9 protein-coding genes are annotated in these 17,746 nt (G+C 48.2%); 6 read left to right on the top strand and 3 right to left on the bottom strand.

Going from position 1 to position 17,746, the window contains the following annotated elements; genetic code table 11:
• Window positions 1-134 precede the first annotated feature (134 nt).
• Window positions 135-1,421: an MFS transporter gene (locus CRO25_RS11055; protein ID WP_079695001.1), complete on the top strand. Its 1,287-nt coding sequence runs from the start codon at window positions 135-137 to the stop codon at window positions 1,419-1,421.
• A 99-nt stretch (window positions 1,422-1,520) separates the two neighbouring features.
• Here CRO25_RS11055 and CRO25_RS11060 read toward each other — a convergent pair whose 3' ends face one another.
• Complete coding sequence (locus CRO25_RS11060; RefSeq protein ID WP_079695002.1) at window positions 1,521-3,680, bottom strand: alpha-amylase family glycosyl hydrolase; 2,160 nt, start codon at window positions 3,678-3,680, stop codon at window positions 1,521-1,523.
• A gap of 718 nt (window positions 3,681-4,398) precedes the next feature.
• On the opposite strand from CRO25_RS11060, the gene CRO25_RS11065 reads away from it, so the two are divergent.
• The 3 genes from CRO25_RS11065 to CRO25_RS11075 are packed head-to-tail and all read left to right on the top strand — an operon-like array spanning window position 4,399 to window position 8,605.
• A complete protein-coding gene (locus CRO25_RS11065; RefSeq protein ID WP_079695003.1) occupies window positions 4,399-5,772 on the top strand; it encodes an esterase family protein in 1,374 nt (457 codons plus the stop codon).
• 2 nt (window positions 5,773-5,774) lie between these two features.
• Window positions 5,775-7,196 (top strand): hypothetical protein, encoded by a 1,422-nt coding sequence (locus CRO25_RS11070; RefSeq protein WP_079695004.1) that lies wholly within the window; start codon window positions 5,775-5,777, stop codon window positions 7,194-7,196.
• A complete protein-coding gene (locus CRO25_RS11075) occupies window positions 7,193-8,605 on the top strand; it encodes a fatty acid--CoA ligase family protein (protein WP_079695005.1) in 1,413 nt (470 codons plus the stop codon). Before CRO25_RS11070 ends, CRO25_RS11075 begins: the two co-directional genes overlap by 4 nt.
• 194 nt (window positions 8,606-8,799) lie before the next feature.
• Here the strand turns inward: CRO25_RS11075 and CRO25_RS11080 are convergent, their stop codons facing one another.
• Together CRO25_RS11080 and CRO25_RS11085 are read right to left on the bottom strand one after the other, a co-directional pair.
• A complete protein-coding gene (locus CRO25_RS11080) occupies window positions 8,800-10,569 on the bottom strand; it encodes an alpha-glycosidase (RefSeq protein WP_079695006.1) in 1,770 nt (589 codons plus the stop codon).
• A gap of 255 nt (window positions 10,570-10,824) precedes the next feature.
• The gene (locus tag CRO25_RS11085) at window positions 10,825-11,403 is read right to left on the bottom strand and encodes a hypothetical protein (RefSeq protein WP_063566008.1); all 579 of its coding nucleotides are present in this window, start codon (window positions 11,401-11,403) and stop codon (window positions 10,825-10,827) included.
• Window positions 11,404-11,789: 386 nt separating this feature from the next.
• Here CRO25_RS11085 and CRO25_RS34135 point away from each other — a divergent pair, with 386 nt between their 5' ends.
• Both CRO25_RS34135 and CRO25_RS11095 read left to right on the top strand, forming a co-directional pair.
• Window positions 11,790-13,874 (top strand): family 16 glycoside hydrolase, encoded by a 2,085-nt coding sequence (locus CRO25_RS34135; RefSeq protein ID WP_306291808.1) that lies wholly within the window; start codon window positions 11,790-11,792, stop codon window positions 13,872-13,874.
• Between the two features lie 268 nt (window positions 13,875-14,142).
• A complete protein-coding gene (locus CRO25_RS11095; RefSeq protein WP_079695007.1) occupies window positions 14,143-17,622 on the top strand; it encodes a glycoside hydrolase family 2 TIM barrel-domain containing protein in 3,480 nt (1,159 codons plus the stop codon).
• The last annotated feature ends 124 nt before the right edge of the window (window positions 17,623-17,746 follow it).

A 17,746-nucleotide genomic window follows, 5' to 3' on the forward strand; every position in this document is an offset into this window, starting at 1 on the left:
TCGCATAGACAGCCTGTAGAACATACCCAGGCCACCAATCAGGCGCTTCTGAGAGGTTCCATTCATCGCTGGAACTGCTCCGGAAGCGCCTGCCTGCTGTTTGAGATCCGAACGACAAGAGGAGGAAAAGATCGATGGGAACGCTACAGTCCCCAGAACCGGAATTGGGACCGAACGGGGCTCTTGCTGCTGCGGAAAGTCAGAAAATGGCCAACAGGGCGCTTTGGCGCAATGTTGCTTATCGCAGAATTTTGTGTGGCTATGGCATCTCCGTATTTGGTGATTGTTTCAACGGCATTGCTATCAGTCTGTGGGTATTGCAGACCACGGGAAGTGCGAAGAGTATGGCAGCTGTACAAGTATGTAATATGGTCGTCAGTTTTTTGTTCGGATCATTCGCGGGTACGTTTGCCGACAGACTGGATCGCAGAACATTGATGCTGTCGTCGGATTTGTTTCGTGGGGCTATGGCGTTTATCATCGCGGTGAGTCTGTTTGTGCTGCACGCTCCTTTCCCAATCGTACTGCTCATGCTTTCCCTTTCGATGTTTTCCAGTCTGTTTCAGGCGCCAGCATTTCATGCTTCGGTAACCAGTCTGGTGGGGAGGGAGCATCTGCAACAAGCTACAGGAACCATCCATCTGGTCGATAATATTGCCCGGATCAGCGGACTGGCCGCAGCGGGCATTGCAGTTTCTGCATTTGGAGGATTTACGGCTATTATGATTACGGGTGTGACCTTTCTGCTGTCTGCGTTATGTGTGATGTTGGCTGGGCGTTTTCCGGATGTACAACGCTCTTCCATGCATAGAGGATCGTTCGTAAAGGAGTGGGGCGGTTCATTTTCCTACATCTTCTCTCATCCCCTGATTCGTTCAATCGTTATTCTTAATCCGCTGCTGATTCTTTTCTTCATGTCAGCCATCATGCTTGTTCAGGTCATGGCCGTCAAAGTATGGCAGGCGAATCCAGTCCAGTTCGGACTGATTGAGACATGTATTCCACTGGGGTACATGCTGGGTTCCGGGATTCTGATTGCCTCAGGCAATCGGCTGAAACGAAGGGGGAGATGGGTGTTCATCGGTCTGCTGGTTCTCGGCCCACTGTATATGCTGTTAGCCAATGTATCTTCTCCTTTGGTGGCCTTGCCGCTGATCATTGCTGGGGGAGCCATGTTTGCGTGCTGTACGATGTTAACCCAGATCATGATGCGTGCCGAGGTTCCCGATGAGCTGCAGGGGAGAATCTACGGGGTGCTTGGAACCATAACAAGTACAGCCCCAATCCTGGGATTAACGGTGGTTTCCGTTTTGGCTGATCAGTGGGGTGCCCAAACCGTGCTGGAGAGCCTGGGGGCATTGCTGTTGGTGGTAGGAATTATTGCGGCAGCAGGACTAAAATCCATTCGGACCTATCGATAGTAAATGCATGCCATAGATAAGGACGAGCCTAATCAAAGAACCCGGAAGCAGACGCTCGTCGCGTCTGACTCCGGGTTAAGTGATAGGACGGTGAAGGAATTAAGGCTGCCAGTCCACTGTAACGGTTGCGGTTCCACTGGTTGGTGTGGTGAAGGTATGATTATTGCCATTTTCCCACGTAATCGTAGAGCCGTTCTTTTTGAAAAACTTGAATTCCAGATTCGTTCCGGCAGGCACGCTCACGTCATAATACCAGGTTGGATAAGAATAGATCACCTGATTGAAGACCGGACCAATGGCGAGAGGGCCTGTAGACCAGTTCCCCAGCTCCGCAACATTGCCTGTCAGATAGAGATTCTGACCGAGTGAAGTAGATGCATTGTTGATGACAAACCGGACGGAAACCTGGTTGCCACTAAGAATCGTGAAATTGTTATAAGTGTTGCTGTTGACTCCGCTCGCTGCGACTTTAACGGCATAGTTGCCGGCAGCAACAGCAGGGATGGTCACTTTGATCTGAGTATCTTCCCATGATGTGATGGCTGAACCGGTAACAGCGGTTGTACCGAAATAGACCGTGCCTTTGGTAGTGCCAAATCCACGACCATCAATGGTAACGGTATTACCCGCTTTACCCATTACAGGGCCCACATGCCCGATAGTTGGCGTAGTGGTATTGGCTGTATACTGCCAGACCGCTGTAGCTCCTGCTGCCAAAGTGAAGTTAGTGACGTTACCTCCTGTAGAGGTAATGTTATTACCGCTTAATGCACCTGCAAGAACATCGTTGTATGTACCCGAAGGGAGTGAAGTGGTCAGGCCACTGATGGATGTGGAAGTCGAAAGATTGCGGTTAACCGCTACGACAGCCACGTTGTTGCCGAATTTACGCTCATACACATACACATAGTTGTTAATCCAGCGCTGCTGGGTTGTTCCATAGGCGATGGCTGGATTGGTTTTGCGCAATGGAGCCAGCTTGCTGATGACGTTAAAAGCGGTTGTTGTTTTGGAGAACGAAGGCATTTTGGCACGGTTATTAGGGTCGCCGTTACCTGTCAAATACTGCTCAGTGCCATAATAGATGGCTGGTACGCCCCGCGAGGTAAGTGTAAATGCAAGAGCTTGTTCCAGGCGACGGTTGTTGACAGCACTTGTTTTGAAGCGATCCATGTCATGGTTATCAATGAAGGTCACTTGGTCATTTACCTGGGCATAATCAGCGGCAGTGCTGGTGATCATGGAATCCAGGGCAACCATTGTGGATGTGTTATCACGGAACACGTTACGTACTTCATTGTTGAAACGGAAGTCGAGCAGACTCATGCCGGATTGGTTGGCAAAGTTGGTGTTGTCCGCATCGGATGCGGATGAACCCAGGAACCATTCACCAAACGTGAATACCGGTTTGTAGCCATAGATGGAGGACATCCAGTTCTTTTGCCATCCCATCGGCATATGCTTCACCGCATCTACCCGGATTCCGTCAATGCCCATATCCAGCCAGAGCTTGATCGCATCCTTGAAGTAGGTGTCGATGGTGCTGTTATTGTGGTTCAGGTCAGCGAGATCATAGAGATTTTTGTAGATACCGTTCTCCAGTGTGGAGAAGTCGGAGCCGCCATTGTGGTGGAAGTATTTATTCGTATCATTGGTGTAGCCACCAAGCAGAGTGCCGTTATTGTATAACTTTCCATTCTCTGCGAACGAGGTGTCGGTTTCCATGGCAGGAGAGGTATGGTTAGGAGCAAAATCGATGATGACTTTAATGCCTTTGGCATGTGCCGTATTGATCAGGTTCTGGAAATCAGTCATCGTACCGAAAGCAGGATTGGTCTTCTTGAAGTCACGTGCCCAATAGCCGTGATAAGCCGTATTGTTGACACCGGAATAGTTAATGAGTGAGTAAATGTTCTCCACAGGCTGGGAAATCCAGAGTGCCGTAATGCCCAGATCGGAAAAGTAGTTGTCATTAATCTTGTTGATCAGTCCTTGCCAGTCGCCCCCGCAATAGAGCTTCAGGTTAGAACAGGAGGCGTCATAGGCCGCCCCAGTAGGGTTGTTGGAGGGATTTCCGTCCAGAAAACGGTCGGTAAATACTTGATATATAACATCGGTGCTGAAGTTCTGCTTGTTGGTAACAGCCGTATCAGCATCTGCGAATACGGAGGCCGCCGGGAATATGGGCAGTGCACTTCCGGCCAGCAAGCTGAAGCTCAGCGTGGTACTGAGGATGATTCGCTTGGTCCATTTGAACATTGGTAATCCACCCTTCGTTTATTATATAAATTGAACTAAAGAATATTTACACTTACCACTCCAATGACGGAACAACCTTCCGATTGCTGTTATCCCCAGATTTTTTTGATGCCCTTTTCAAAGGGGGAAATCCGGGGATAAAGGCGAAGCGTATGCTTCCGATGCAGCTTTCCTTCAGAAAGCTTTTAGGCGAACGTTTCACTTCTTCAGGTTATTTCTGTCCTCTCCGTTCTCGTGCAAATGTGTAGTTCAATTTATATAGATTTGTGATCTCTTTTTTGATTAGAAAAGCGCTTTCAATTTAGACGTTGACTAGTTATTCTTAACGATATCCCCCCTTTATGAATGCCAACAACCCCGGCACCTCCTGCTGGAGTTACCGGGGTTGTCCTAAACCGATTGGGTTTAAAAGCATGGCCCTCTAGTTATAATCACAACGTTATGATAATTAAATAATGGTTTGGTTGTCAATAACTTTTTCCTGAGCATTTTTTTTCTATTTCTATATTTACAAATCAGGCTCAACAGATTTAAACTATTCGCAGACCCACCAATATAAGGGCTATGCATTTTAGAACATTTCGGTGTTTTAAAACAACCCCGTCTCTTTAGAGACGGGGTTGTTTGTCGATGTAGCGGAGGGAAGAAACGAAGCAGGACTAACAAGAAAATCCCGGTAGTAGATGGGAAATCTATAGGAAAGGCGGTTGATGGATCAGTGAACACTCATTCTGTTATCGAATGTGTGGAAGGTTTCAAGGCATCCAGGCTGGACAACACGAGAAAGATTTTTGTCTATTTGCCACCAGGCTATAAGGAGCATGTGGATCAACGCTATCCGGTGTTATACATGCATGCGGGTCAGAGGTCCTTCGGCTCTTCGACTGCGGGAAATGAAACGTGGCACGTAGATCAGGCGGCAGACCAACTGATTGATCAAGGCTTGATGGACGGGCTGATCATTGTCGGAATTGCCCATGTTCGTCCAGTTACACACAATGAATTCTATCATTTCATTGCGCCTGCAAGAGAAGCGGTGAGTGTGGGCTGCTCAGGCCTGGATTATGAACACTTTATCATTCATGAACTGAAACCGTTCATTGACGAGCATTACCGCACACTTCCAGACAAGGACAATACGGGACTGCTTGGTTCTTCTGCAGCGGCACTCAGCACCTTCCATATAGGAACACGTCATCCTGAAATTTTTGGCAAACTGATCATGCTCTCTCCCTTTTTCGTGGACGTGCAGCTGGATGAAACGTCGGAGAGCAGGTTACAGGAAGAGGATATGTACCTCATGCCTGAGGGCAGTGCTCCCATTCAAATGTGGATGGATATTGGGGACGCAGAAGGATTGTTTCTGCCTTCCCAGGTAAGGAATGTCGTCCATCAGATGCTCGAACTGGGATATAAGCCTGGCAAGGATATCGCATTTCTGGAACAGCAGGATGCAGGTCATCAGGAAGCGGATTGGGGAGAGCGGGTTCACCTTCCGTTTCTGTACATGTTTGGCCGAATCGGCAATCCAGTCTCTCTGGAGCTGATGGGAAGGGACGTTATTGGATTGAAGGGCGGCATAAGCGGGCACATCAATGCGCTGCTTCATTACGACAGCGGGTTCACCATGAGTGTGCTTGAAGGGGATTATAGGTCCGATCACCCTGATGTTCTTGAGGTTCGACCCAATGGGGAACTGTTTCCTGTCAAGATAGGTCATGCAGTGGTTAGCCTGACGGTGGGAGAGTTGTCGGCATCACGCATGTACACGGTTGTGGAAGAATTATCGGGTCACGTGACTGTCTGCATGAGTGCCGAGGTACCCTTCCAGGACATGTATGATGACTCGATCTACGGAGGCATGGGCATGAAGCTTCTGCACACCGGAGGTGGTCATTATGAAGGCTATTTCGAGGTTCCACGTGACAGCGGATTTCGGTTCAGGTTCACGCGAGGCTTCCGGCAGTTTGAAACCGATGCAGATGGCAAGGCACTGCCCAATCGGGTGTTTCGTGCCCATGATAACCTGTCTCTTCATTACAAAATTCAGTCTTGGGGCAGCACGGCTGCCAAAGCCGGGAACAGGAGGTAGCCATGATTAGTCAACCATTTCAACCAACGATGGATATTCCGTATTATTATCCCTGTAATTTTCCTTTGATTCACGAAATCCTTCAGCGTCAGGGCTCGATAAGCAGTCTCGGCCTGTTAGCTTCCAGCCGCTTATATAGTCTGACTTCCTGTTCAGATCGTGGCCTGATCAAGCCTTACTTTCATAAGCTGGATTATGAGGAGCCGATGTGGGAAGTGTTTGGAGAACGGGAGTTTGACAGCTTCGAACAAGGAAAGGCCTATATTCGGGAACGGCTTGAAAATGAGGGGCCTTTGGTCGTTACAGGCACAAGTTACTGCTTGCCTTATGGGGATGATTATCGAAATCCCGAATATATTCATAAACTCGTTAAACAAGACTCACGCCTGCATCTGGTCGATCATTGGCTGGCTGTGTACGGATTGGATGAGGAGCAGTTCTATGTCTATGACCCCGTTCCCTCCAAATACATGGGAGCTGTGTCATCACCTGATTTCCAAGAGTTCTGGAAAGGAAACAAAAATATCTCCGAGCTCGAAATAGCCCGGCGCAAAGAAACATTACGAACATATGGCACGATGGAGATCCGTGCAGTGGAAACACTCGACTCCGCAGGCTATCGGAACATGCTGCGCTCTGCGCTGGCGACACAGGCCCATGAATTCATCGCGGGCAGAACGATCTGGGAGGGCAATCGAAGCTATTATTTTGGACAGGCTGTCACATCACAATTGTTACAAAGATTGCACCCGGATGCCGAGGTGGATCGGGAACAGGAGAAAGCCATCTCCGCGTTCCTGTTCGACATGCGCTGGAGCCGCTACTTTTTCCGCGATTTGCTGGAGGAGGCCGCCCAATGGCTCGATTCTCCTCATGATCAATATGTTGCAGAATTCGGCGCAATGATAGCCCGGTGGGAACAGGCGCATAAGCTGTTGCAGATCGCCAGAATGAAACGAAGCCCTGAATGGCGGGAGCAGTTAACGGATATTATCGAACAATTGGCGGCGGACGAATTACGCTGGTACGAAGCGCTAATGACGACACATCAGCATGCTGATCGCTTCAGACAGACCTCATCGACTGCGGAGAATCCCGCGCCTACGCCTTCACATCGGGAAGTCATTGAGCGGATTGTGCTGGACAGCTGCGATGAGCTGAATCGGTACCATAACGCGCCAATTCCTCTAGAGCATGGCTTGCAGGCGCCCCTATATGGAAGACAGGGGAGACTGGACTCCCTTGAACTTGTAACTTTACTTGCGGTTGTCGAGCAAAGTGTTGAAGATACGTTTGGTGTAGGGATAAACCTCGCGGAAATGGTGGCTGCTTCCATGCCAGAAAGTCCTTATCGAACGGTGGAATCGCTGGTTGAATATCTGGAGGCGCAATTGAAACAGTGCTCGAAGGATGATAAGGGATGAATATCACTTTTCTTCTGGAACGGTTCGCTGCGTATGACCATCGCCCTGCGTTGATATGGAAGGACGAGCAATATAGTTATAACTGGTTATTGGATCAGATTCACACCTTTAGCCAATGGATTTCCAGAGAAGGGATTGAAGGGACAACCGTTGCGCTTGAAGAGGATTATTCTCCTTATGCGGCAGCGGCATTGATCGCTCTACTGGAGCGAAATTGTATTGTGGTTCCGATGGATCGACACTTGGTTGAGGGCAAACGGAATGAGTATACAGCGCTCGCTCAGGCAGAATGGCGCATGAGTGTTAGGGAAGGGGAAGCTATAGCCAGACGTTGCTCCGTGCAAGGCTCTCGGTCCCCGATTTTGGAAAGGCTGAGTCAGGAAAAGAAAGCAGGTCTGGTGATCTTCTCATCCGGATCGACAGGACGAAGCAAAGCTGCTGTTCACAGCTCGGATCGTCTGTTGCACGGGTTCAGGCGGCAAGTTCGGCCGCTCTGTACGATCCCTTTCATGATGTTTGACCACATTGGCGGATTGAATACGATGCTGCAATCCCTGTCCAGCGGCGGCTGTTTATGCGTCATACCGGATCGCTCCCCCCTGGAAGTGTGCAAAACCATTGAAAAGTACCGTGTTCAGGCACTGCCAGTCTCACCAACGTTCCTGAATTTGCTGCTTCTTAGTGGAGTCTATCGGGAGTTCGATCTATCCAGTCTCGAAGTGGTTTCCTATGGTTCAGAGGTTATGCCGGAGGCACTGCTTACCGCATGGAATAGACAGTTTCCGAATGTGCGCACGGTGCAGGCTTATGGCATGTCGGAGCTTGGTATTCTGCCGACACGCTCCAAAGATTCCGGTTCATTGCTATTTACAGTTCGTGATGGGGAAGTTCGTTATCGGATTGTGGACGGGTTGCTTGAGATCCAAACGAAAACGGCCATGATTGGGTATCTGAACGCTCCGTCTCCGTTCACGGAAGATGGCTGGCTCCAGACCGGGGATGAAGCGGAGATGGAGGATGGTTACATTCGCATTTTGGGTCGCCGCTCCGAGATCATTAATGTTGGCGGACGTAAGGTTTATCCTGCGGAAGTGGAAAGCATTTTGGAGCAAATGGAAACCATCGAAACAGCAGTCGTGAGCGGGGAACCGAGTGGAATTATGGGGCAGATGGTAAAGGCCACGGTCAGACTTACAGGTGAGCAGACTCTTACGGAACTACGCAGACAAATCTGGGATTTTTGCCGAGACAAGCTACCCCAGTACAAAATCCCGCAAAAGATTGTGATTACTCAGGAGACATTAACAAGTTCAAGAATGAAGAAAATAAGAATTCCCGGTCCTATCTCCTCCGTTCGGGATGAGGTTGCGGCAAGCATGGAGGAGGATATGGAAGGGACACAATACTGATTGAACGAAGTAATAAAGTGACTCATGAATGCCAATGCAGCAGGGGACATCATGAGTTGTAATAGGAGAGGGGAACCTTCGGATGCATGACGCACCGATGGTTCCCCTTTTTTCACTTTGAGAGATAAACATACACAGTATTCTTGCGAATGATCTGGGATAGCATCGAGAAGGGCTGTTCATTAATGTAATTGTTATGCCTTAACGTGTGATTTGACATCCAACTGCAACAGGGAGAAACCGTACGCTTCCAAGTCCAGCTTCAGCTTGTTCTGCTGAGTTTCCCGAGTTGTGGCTGAGAATACATTACGCCAAGTTCCTTGGTGTAATGGCAGCTCCATACTGCGCGGTTCTTCGCTTGCATTCAGGACGAGTACAAATTGTTCCCCGGTCTCCTGATCCTTGCGTCCAATGGCAATGCACGGGTCTCCGGCTTCCGCGTAAATCATGGTGATGTCCGCACTGCGCAATGCAGCGTGTTGTTTACGCAGGGCAATGGCTTGGGTGAAGAAATCGAGCAGATCCTTGTTCTGCTTCTGTTCGTCCCACTCCATACATTTGCGACAACCTGGATCATAGCCACCATCCAGCCCTACCTCGTCGCCATAGTAGATACAAGGAGCACCTGGGTACGTAAGCAGCAGAATGACAGCCAGCTTCATCTTGCGTACATCCCCTTCACATAGGGTGAGCAGTCTTGGCGTATCATGACTGCCGAGCAGGTTGAAAGCTGCTTCGGTTACAGGCTGTGAATACGCAGCAAGCAGTTTGCCAATCTCGTTGGCGAATCCGAGGCCATCCAGCTTGCCAAGCACAGCGTAATCCATGACTGAATTCGTGAACGGGTAGTTCATGACTGCATCGAATTGGTCCCCTTGCAGCCACATGATGGAATCATGCCAGATTTCGCCGAGCAGATAGGCATCCGGGTTAAGTGATTTGACCGTTTGGCGGAATTCACGCCAGAATTGATGGTCTACCTCATTGGCAACATCCAGCCTCCAACCATCGATACCCATATCCTGAATCCAGTAGCGGGCCACCTCCAGCAAATATTCTTTAACCTCGGGATGCTCTGTGTTCAGTTTAGGCATAAGAGGTTCAAAGGCAAAGGTATCATATGTGGGAATACCATCCTCGATACGTGCCGGCCATTCTCTGACATGGAACCAATCTGCATAACGGGAAGCCGCCCCTTTTTCAAGCACATCCGCGAATGGAAGGAACTCTCTGCCTGAATGGTTAAACACTGCGTCCAGAATTACCCGTATGCCGCGTTCATGACATGCATCCACAAGTTCCTTCAATTTCTCATTGGTGCCAAAGTGCGGATCGACCCTCAGGTAGTCTGCGGTATTGTACTTATGGTTGGTTGTAGCCTGGAACACCGGGCAGAAATAAATGGCGTTAATGCCAAGTGCGCTCAGATGGTCGAGGTGGTCCAGAACGCCTTGTAAATCACCTCCAAAAAAATTGACAGGCGTCGGTTCACCGCCCCAAGGTTCAGCGTTTTTTGGACTGATCGACGGATCACCATTGGCAAAACGTTCAGGAAAGATCTGATAGAACACAGCATCCTTAACCCAAGCAGGTGCCTCGAAGAAATCCACCGGATTCATAAATGGAAAATCGAAAAATTCCAACGGATGATCAGGCAGAGTCTGTTCGAATCCCCGTTCCGTCATCCAGACCGATTCTTCTCCCTCGATCAGTTGGAAGCCGTAGCGTAATCTGCGGTAGGGTGGTTGCGCTTCCACTTCCCAATAATCGAACAGGGCATCACGGGCAAAGATTCGCATCGGAAGGTGGAGAACCGTACGATCCCATGCATATTTATCCCCGATGATGGCGATAACAGCATCCAGGTCGCCCCGCTTGGAACGGAGCCTCAGGTGCATGGTGGAACGGTCATATACGTAGGACCAATTCATTTTGGGACGATGATAAATAGCTTCAAGTAACATAGCATTCACTCCTTATCTGGGATGGATCATATGGCTATAAACGCAAAAAAGGCACAACCCCAATGTTCACGAGGTTGTACCTTTCGGCAGCATAGCCTTTTGATTATAGTGCTATTATACGAACTAAATTGGAAAAAGAAAACACTTTTTTTTCCTGGAATCTCAATATATCGAATTCGAAACGCAGGGTGCTTTTCGCTTCATATATGAGGTAAAGGTGACTTGAATTCACCGTTTAAATTTAGGTACTATTTTTTAAAACTCATACCCGAGTTTATTGGCATAGGCAGACAATTCTTTTTGGAACTTCTCGATATTTTTCTTGCCAGTATCAATTTTGGCGTTGGCTTGTTTCAGGACAGCGCTATTTACCGTTGTTTTGGAGACCGCTTTTTTCGCGAGTTGGAATCCTTCCAACTGAGTATAGCTTCCTTTGATCAAGTTGGCATGAATTTTTTGCAGCTCCGTATTTTGTGGTTTAATCAATTTCAGCTTGGATACATATTTGGTGTAGTTAGGAATCGCTGTGTTGGTCAATTTGAGGAAAACGGACTTGCGATTGGAAGATGTAATGTAAAATCCCCCGCCCAAAGCATCGAAAGCTTTCTCCTCATATACGGATGCGCTATCCAGTTGATCCATGTAGTTCAAGAAATCTGCTTCGTCGGCTGTAAGTTCCGGCTCTTCTTCTGTTGTGTCAACTTCGGAGTATGCGTCTTCCGAATATGTAGTAGTTGAGTCATCCGCAGCAGCGGCATAGGACCCTGCAGGTGCAAATACCCCGCCAAGCAAAACAAAACTCATAATGATGGATAGTACCCATGATTTCTTCACGTTCTAATTTCTCCTATCTATATATGTGATATTATTCCAATGGATAATCTAACATAGCGCGACAAGAAATTACAGGAATCGATTGACAGTAAATTGGTTGTTTTATATTGTTTCATGCATTTTCATATTGGTACACCATCATAGAAAGCTGTAATGACGGGGGTGATTAAGTAGGTATAAAGAGATATCTCGATGTTTAAACGTGTACATTTGTTCGGGGAAAATGAGGCATCTGGTTCTTTCAGAATATTTTCAGAAAGGATATATATGAAAAATCATAATGAATTTTGGTTTTATTTATTAATACTTTAAACCTATTTCCGTTTATAACGGTACGCCCGATAAATAGCATTGGAGTTGATTCATACATATTGGAGGAATAATTCATGAGTAGAAACAAACGATTTACCAAAATGATAATCCTGGCGTTAAGCATAAGTCTTGTGCTCTCGCTTGGGCTAATTCATCCCGTTCAAGCGGGTGGATGGACGCAGGATTCCTTTGAGAATGGGGATGCCCAATGGACGTCCACGAGTGGCAGTTGGTCTGTCGTTCAGGATCAGGGAAACGCAGTATATTATCAATCGGGCAAGAGCGAGGGCAGAAGTTCGGCGGGAGATGCGGAGTGGAGTAACTATGCCATTGCAGCGGATGTGAAAGTCGTCGATTTCAACGGATCGACTCGCACGTATGTAGCAGGCCGATATGCGGATGCCAACAATTATTATGCAGCGTCCTTGTACAACAGCAGTGGCGGGAAACTTGAAATTCGGAAAAAAGTGAATGGTTCTACCACAACGCTCGCCACAAAATCCGATTATAAGCTGGATGTGGATAGATGGTATAACGTCAAACTTGAAATGAACGGTTCATCCATTAACATGTACGTGAATGGTGTACTGGAGCTGTCTGCTACAGATACCGACATGACCAAGGGGAGTGCAGGGTTGGTGACCTTGAAGTCTCTTGTCATGTACGATAATGTGAATATCTCGAATATCGGAGATCCAACACCAGTCACACCACCGACCGATCCAACAACGGAACCATCCACGGGTACACCAAGCGATCCGTCAACAGAAACACCACCGACCGATCCTGGAACTGAACCTACGGAGCCAGATCAGACAACAGAATGGGCTGCGTATAATTTGACTGGTTTTGCCGCAGCGAATACGACCGGTGGTGGTATCATCTCGGATACTGATTTACGTTATATGCGGGTATATACCGCCAGTGATCTGGCTCTGGCCTTGAAGAAAGGCTCCAAAACCAAAGTAATTGAGATCATGAATGATCTGGATCTGGGATGGAACGAGCTTCCTGCGGCAGCTCAGGCTGCTCCTTTTAGCGCACATAATAATGCGCTGACACATCCTGTTCTGATGAAGACAGGGGTTAGCAGAGTGAGCATTGATAACTTCGATGGCCTGACCATTTTCTCGGCTAATGGAGCAACAATCAAGCATGCAGCGTTCACGTTCAAACGGAGCAACAACGTAATTATTCGCAACCTGGCATTCGATGAACTTTGGGAGTGGGATGAGGCTACCAAGGGCAATTATGATAAAAACGATTGGGACTACATTACCGTTGAGAATAGCAGCAACGTCTGGATTGATCATGCCACATTCCACAAAGCATACGATGGACTTGTTGATGTGAAAAAGGGCAGTACAGGCGTCACTATTTCCTGGTCATCCTTTGTAGGGGACGATCAAGGTCCTAATAGCTGGGTCACCCAGCAGATCAATGCGCTGGAAGCCAATAAATCGGCCTACCCGATGTATGCCTATCTGAGAAGCAATGCTGTTGGCATGAGTATGGAACAGATCATCGCAGTGGCGGCGAGCCAGAAGAAGGGACATCTAATTGGCGCTACAGAGTTCGCAAGTGACAATGCTGATCTGGAAGTCACCCTACACCACAATTACTACAAGGATATCCAGGATCGTATGCCACGCCTGCGTGGAGGGAATGTGCATGCATACAATATCGTCATGGATAATGCCTCTACCTGGGATTTGAAGAAAAACATCACGTCCAGTATGTCTAAAGCCATCTCGGCTAAAGGATATCATTTTGGAATTACCAGCAATGGTGCAATTTCTACGGAAAGTGGTGCGGTGCTGTTAGAGAATTCGGTCATCCTTGGCGTGCAATATCCGCTGCGTAATAATCAGGCCGATGAGTCGAAAAGCAATTACACGGGGAAAATTGCAGCGATAGATACGATCTATTCACTGGACGGAAGCAGCTTTAGAGGCAACAGCGACGATGCCAAAAGTCCACTTTCACCAGTACCGGCATCCTTGAAGCCGTTCTCCTGGAATGGATTAGCTGCGCTGCCATACAGCTACACGGCAGAAGATCCTGCCGGACTTCAGGCAAGACTGAAGTCTACATCCGGCGCAGGGGCAGGACAACTGTCTTGGGCTCCAGCCCAGTGGCTGGCAACGAGTTATAATTAATTTCATAAACTAAAATAGTAGCGACCAGGGGCTGCCTTTGAAGTAGATCTTTCTACGGATGAGGCAGTTCTTTTCTATTGTCATATCTATTTTGAATGTAGTTTTTTTCGATATAAATTCTCTAAGAAGTGACGTACAGAGGCGGTCAGGTGATATAATCAAGTGAAGTGTTATTGTCTCACCAAGTATTTTCGAAAAGGTTTTCGGTAAGTGGTCTATTTTTGTTTGTAACCGCAATCATTAATACACACAGAAAGTGAGAGCTGAGATGAATCAGAAAAAGCTTTTTACGGATGGATGGCAATTTGCGAAAAGTAAGCTGGATGTTACGGAGCCTGTGGGGTTACCGTTTGAACCAGTTGAGCTTCCTCATGATTGGCTGATCTATAATACGCTTGAACTGTATGAGGACAGCATCGGATGGTATCGCAAGACTTTCCCATATACGAAGGATGAGCAGCAGCTTCTGCTTTGCTTTGACGGGGTGTACATGGATTCTTCCGTATATGTGAACGGGCAACTTGTCGGGGAATGGAAGTACGGCTATTCGACTTTTGAGCATGAGATCACGAGTGCTTTGGTGGAGGGTGACAACGAAATTGTAGTCAAAGTTGTGCATCAGAGTCCCAACAGCAGATGGTATTCGGGAGCCGGAATTTATCGCAATTTGTGGCTCAAAACGAGAGATCGGAATCATATCGTCACAGACGGTACCTATGTATCGATTCAGCAGCAGCCAGAAGGCTGGCAGGTTGAGGTGGATACGGAGCTGAGTCTCAATCAGAACGCACAACTTGTGCACACGATTTGGTATCAGGGTAATCAGATCGTATCCAGCAAAGAGGACGTTACAGCTACAGCGGGTCAAGACGCTGGACATGGAGAGATACAATCCAACAGCCAACAGCTGACGGTCGATCTTCCGAAGTTATGGAGCCCGGATGAACCGAATCTGTATGATCTGGTAACGGAACTACAAGTAGCTACAGGTGAGCAGGGCTATGAGACGATCGAGACCGTCACACAGCGGATTGGTTTCAGGGATATCAAGCTGGATGCAAACGAAGGATTCCACCTGAATGGGGTCAAGATGAAGCTGAACGGCGTGTGTGAACACCATGATCTTGGGGCGCTGGGGGCTGCTTTTAACCTAACGGCGCTGCGCAGAAGATTTGTGCTGTTGAAGGAAATGGGCGTTAACGCCATCCGTACCGCTCATAACATGCCTGCCAAAGAGTTCATGGAACTTGCGGATGAGATGGGTATGCTGATCGTTTCGGAAGCGTTCGATATGTGGGAGAGAGCCAAAACCCCTTACGACTATGCGAGATTTTTCCCGGAATGGGCACATACTGATGTGAAGAGCTGGGTGAAGCGTGACCGTAACCATGCAAGTCTGATTATGTGGAGTATCGGTAACGAGATTTACGACACTCATGCGGATGAGCGGGGGCAGGAAGTAACCCGCATGCTGATGGATTATGTATTGGAATTTGATCCAAAAGGGAATGCAGGCGTGACGATCGGTTCGAACTACATGCCGTGGGAAAACGCACAAAAATGCGCCGATATCGTGAAGCTCGCAGGTTATAACTACGCGGAAAAATACTACGACAAACATCACGAAGAACATCCGGACTGGATTATCTATGGTAGTGAAACGTCGTCTGTGGTGCAGAGCCGTGGGGTCTATCACTTCCCATTCGAGCAATCCATACTGGCAGATGATGATGAGCAGTGTTCGGCACTTGGGAACAGTACGACAAGTTGGGGCGCGAAGTCGGCAGAATACTGCATTTTGGCAGAACGAGATACGCCGTATTCCTTGGGGCAGTTCCTGTGGACCGGATTCGATTATATTGGAGAACCAACACCGTATCATACAAAGAATTCGTATTTTGGACAGCTGGATACAGCAACGTTTCCGAAAGATTCCTACTATATCTACCAAGCAGCCTGGACGGATTACAAGAAAAGTCCGATGGTTCATCTGTTCCCTTACTGGGATTTCAGCCCGGGTCAGCTGATCGATGTACGCGTGTGCAGTAATGCGCCGAAGGTTGAATTGCAGCTAAATGGCAAGACAATCGGCACGTATGATATCGACCATGCAAAGGGAACCCAGTTGGCAGGCTGGTGGAAAGTGCCATATGAAGAAGGCGAGCTCAAAGCCATCGCTTATGATGAACACGGCAACGTAATTGCAACGGATGTGCAAAGATCCTTTACAGATGCGAAGAAGATTCGTCTGCAAGCCGATCGGGAGCAGCTGCAAGCAGATGGTACAGATCTTATTTTCGTGGAAATTCAAGTGGAAGATGAAGCGGGCAATCCGGTGCAAAATGCCAACAATCGTGTGCAGGTCCAAGTGACAGGTGCAGGCCGTCTGTTGGGTCTGGATAATGGAGATAGCACAGACTATGATCCATATAAAGGACTGAGCAGAAGGCTGTTCAGCGGCAAACTGATGGCAATTATCGGGGCAACGAACGAATCGGGAACCGTGCGGATTGAGGTGACTTCGGAAGGGTTGGAAAGTGCAGCTGCCGAGTTCGAATCACGAGCTGTTGCAGGCGCAGGAGATCGTACCTTAGGTGATTCCGAGGCCGCTGCAGGTCAGGAGCATATCGTACTCATGAGTAATACAGAACGTCCGGTTCTAACGGGCCACGTGCAGGAGATTCCTTTGCGAAAAATCGAGATTGTCAGCGAAGGTGGACAGCTATTCGATGAATCGAAACAGGAGATGACGGTGAGCGCCAAGCTGTATCCGGAGAACACATCCTACCGCGATATCGAGTGGGCAGTGGTGAACGATGCGGGTATCGAATCTAACATTGCCAAGGTCGAAGCCAACGGTCTGGAAGTCAACGTATCCGCTCTGGGCGATGGGGAATTCCGTCTTCGTGCGACGAGCAGTAATGGTACCGATAAAACAAAACTGATTTCTCAACTGGAGTTCAAAGCAACTGGTCTGGGTACGGCTTACAAAGATCCATACGGCTTTATTACAGGCGGGCTGTACGATTACACCAAAGGGGATGTCGGTAACGGCAATGAGCGAGGGGTAGCGACAAGCCGGGACGGGGAGACACATGTGGGCTTCCGCAATATCGACTTCGGGCCGTACGGCTCCGATACCATTACGATTCCAATCTTTGCGTTGTCCAGTGAAGAGTACTTCATTCAGATCTGGGAAGGTATGCCGGATGAAGAGGGAAGTACACTGCTGGCAGATGTGGTGTATGACAAAGAATCCAGATGGAATGTGTATCAGGAAGAGACGTATCATCTGTCCAAGCGGCTGAGCGGGATTACGTCGATCTGTTTTGTGCTGAAGCAGAAGATTCATATCAAAGGCTTCTCATTCGAGCGCCAAAGCCGGGCATTTGAACAGAATACGGCTGCATCATGCGATCACCTCTACGGGGATACGTTCAAGATCGAGGGTGATCATGTCGAGGGGATCGGAAACAATGTGTCGTTGGAGTTTGAAAATATGGACTTCACAGCAGAAGGCACGTCCAAGCTTGTGATCTATGGACGTTCAACAATCGATAAAAACACGATCCATATCCGCTTTGCAGGTGAGGACGGACAGAGCAATCAGCTGGTCGAATTCACACAGTCCGATGGATATGAGGAGCGGGTGTTTGAGCTTGAGCAGGTTAAAAGTGTGCAGAAGGTGACCTTTATTTTCCTGCCGGGTAGTCAGTTTGACTTTGGCTGGTTCCGGTTCGAGAAGTAGAGTAACAGATATAGTAGTTCAGATATGGTAGTTCGGGGATAGAGATGATTTATACGATTTATATCAATCCCCTTTAAGTAAACGGTGTTCTTTAAGAACAGGACGTTTACCTGAAGGGGATTTT

It is taken from the genome of Paenibacillus sp. RU5M, assembly GCF_900221055.1.
In the GTDB taxonomy this organism is placed as follows: Bacteria; Bacillota; Bacilli; order Paenibacillales; family Paenibacillaceae; genus Paenibacillus; species Paenibacillus marchantiae.

Bases quoted from the DNA above. Each gene is read 5' to 3' on its own strand.
- CRO25_RS11060 (WP_079695002.1), bottom strand. From the start codon at position 3,680: ATGTTCAAATGGACCAAGCGAATCATCCTCAGTACCACGCTGAGCTTC.
- CRO25_RS11070 (WP_079695004.1), top strand. From the start codon at position 5,775: ATGATTAGTCAACCATTTCAACCAACGATGGATATTCCGTATTATTAT.
- CRO25_RS11075 (WP_079695005.1), top strand. From the start codon at position 7,193: ATGAATATCACTTTTCTTCTGGAACGGTTCGCTGCGTATGACCATCGC.
- CRO25_RS34135 (WP_306291808.1), top strand. From the start codon at position 11,790: ATGAGTAGAAACAAACGATTTACCAAAATGATAATCCTGGCGTTAAGC.
- CRO25_RS11055 (WP_079695001.1), top strand. From the start codon at position 135: ATGGGAACGCTACAGTCCCCAGAACCGGAATTGGGACCGAACGGGGCT.
- CRO25_RS11080 (WP_079695006.1), bottom strand. From the start codon at position 10,569: ATGTTACTTGAAGCTATTTATCATCGTCCCAAAATGAATTGGTCCTAC.
- CRO25_RS11095 (WP_079695007.1), top strand. From the start codon at position 14,143: ATGAATCAGAAAAAGCTTTTTACGGATGGATGGCAATTTGCGAAAAGT.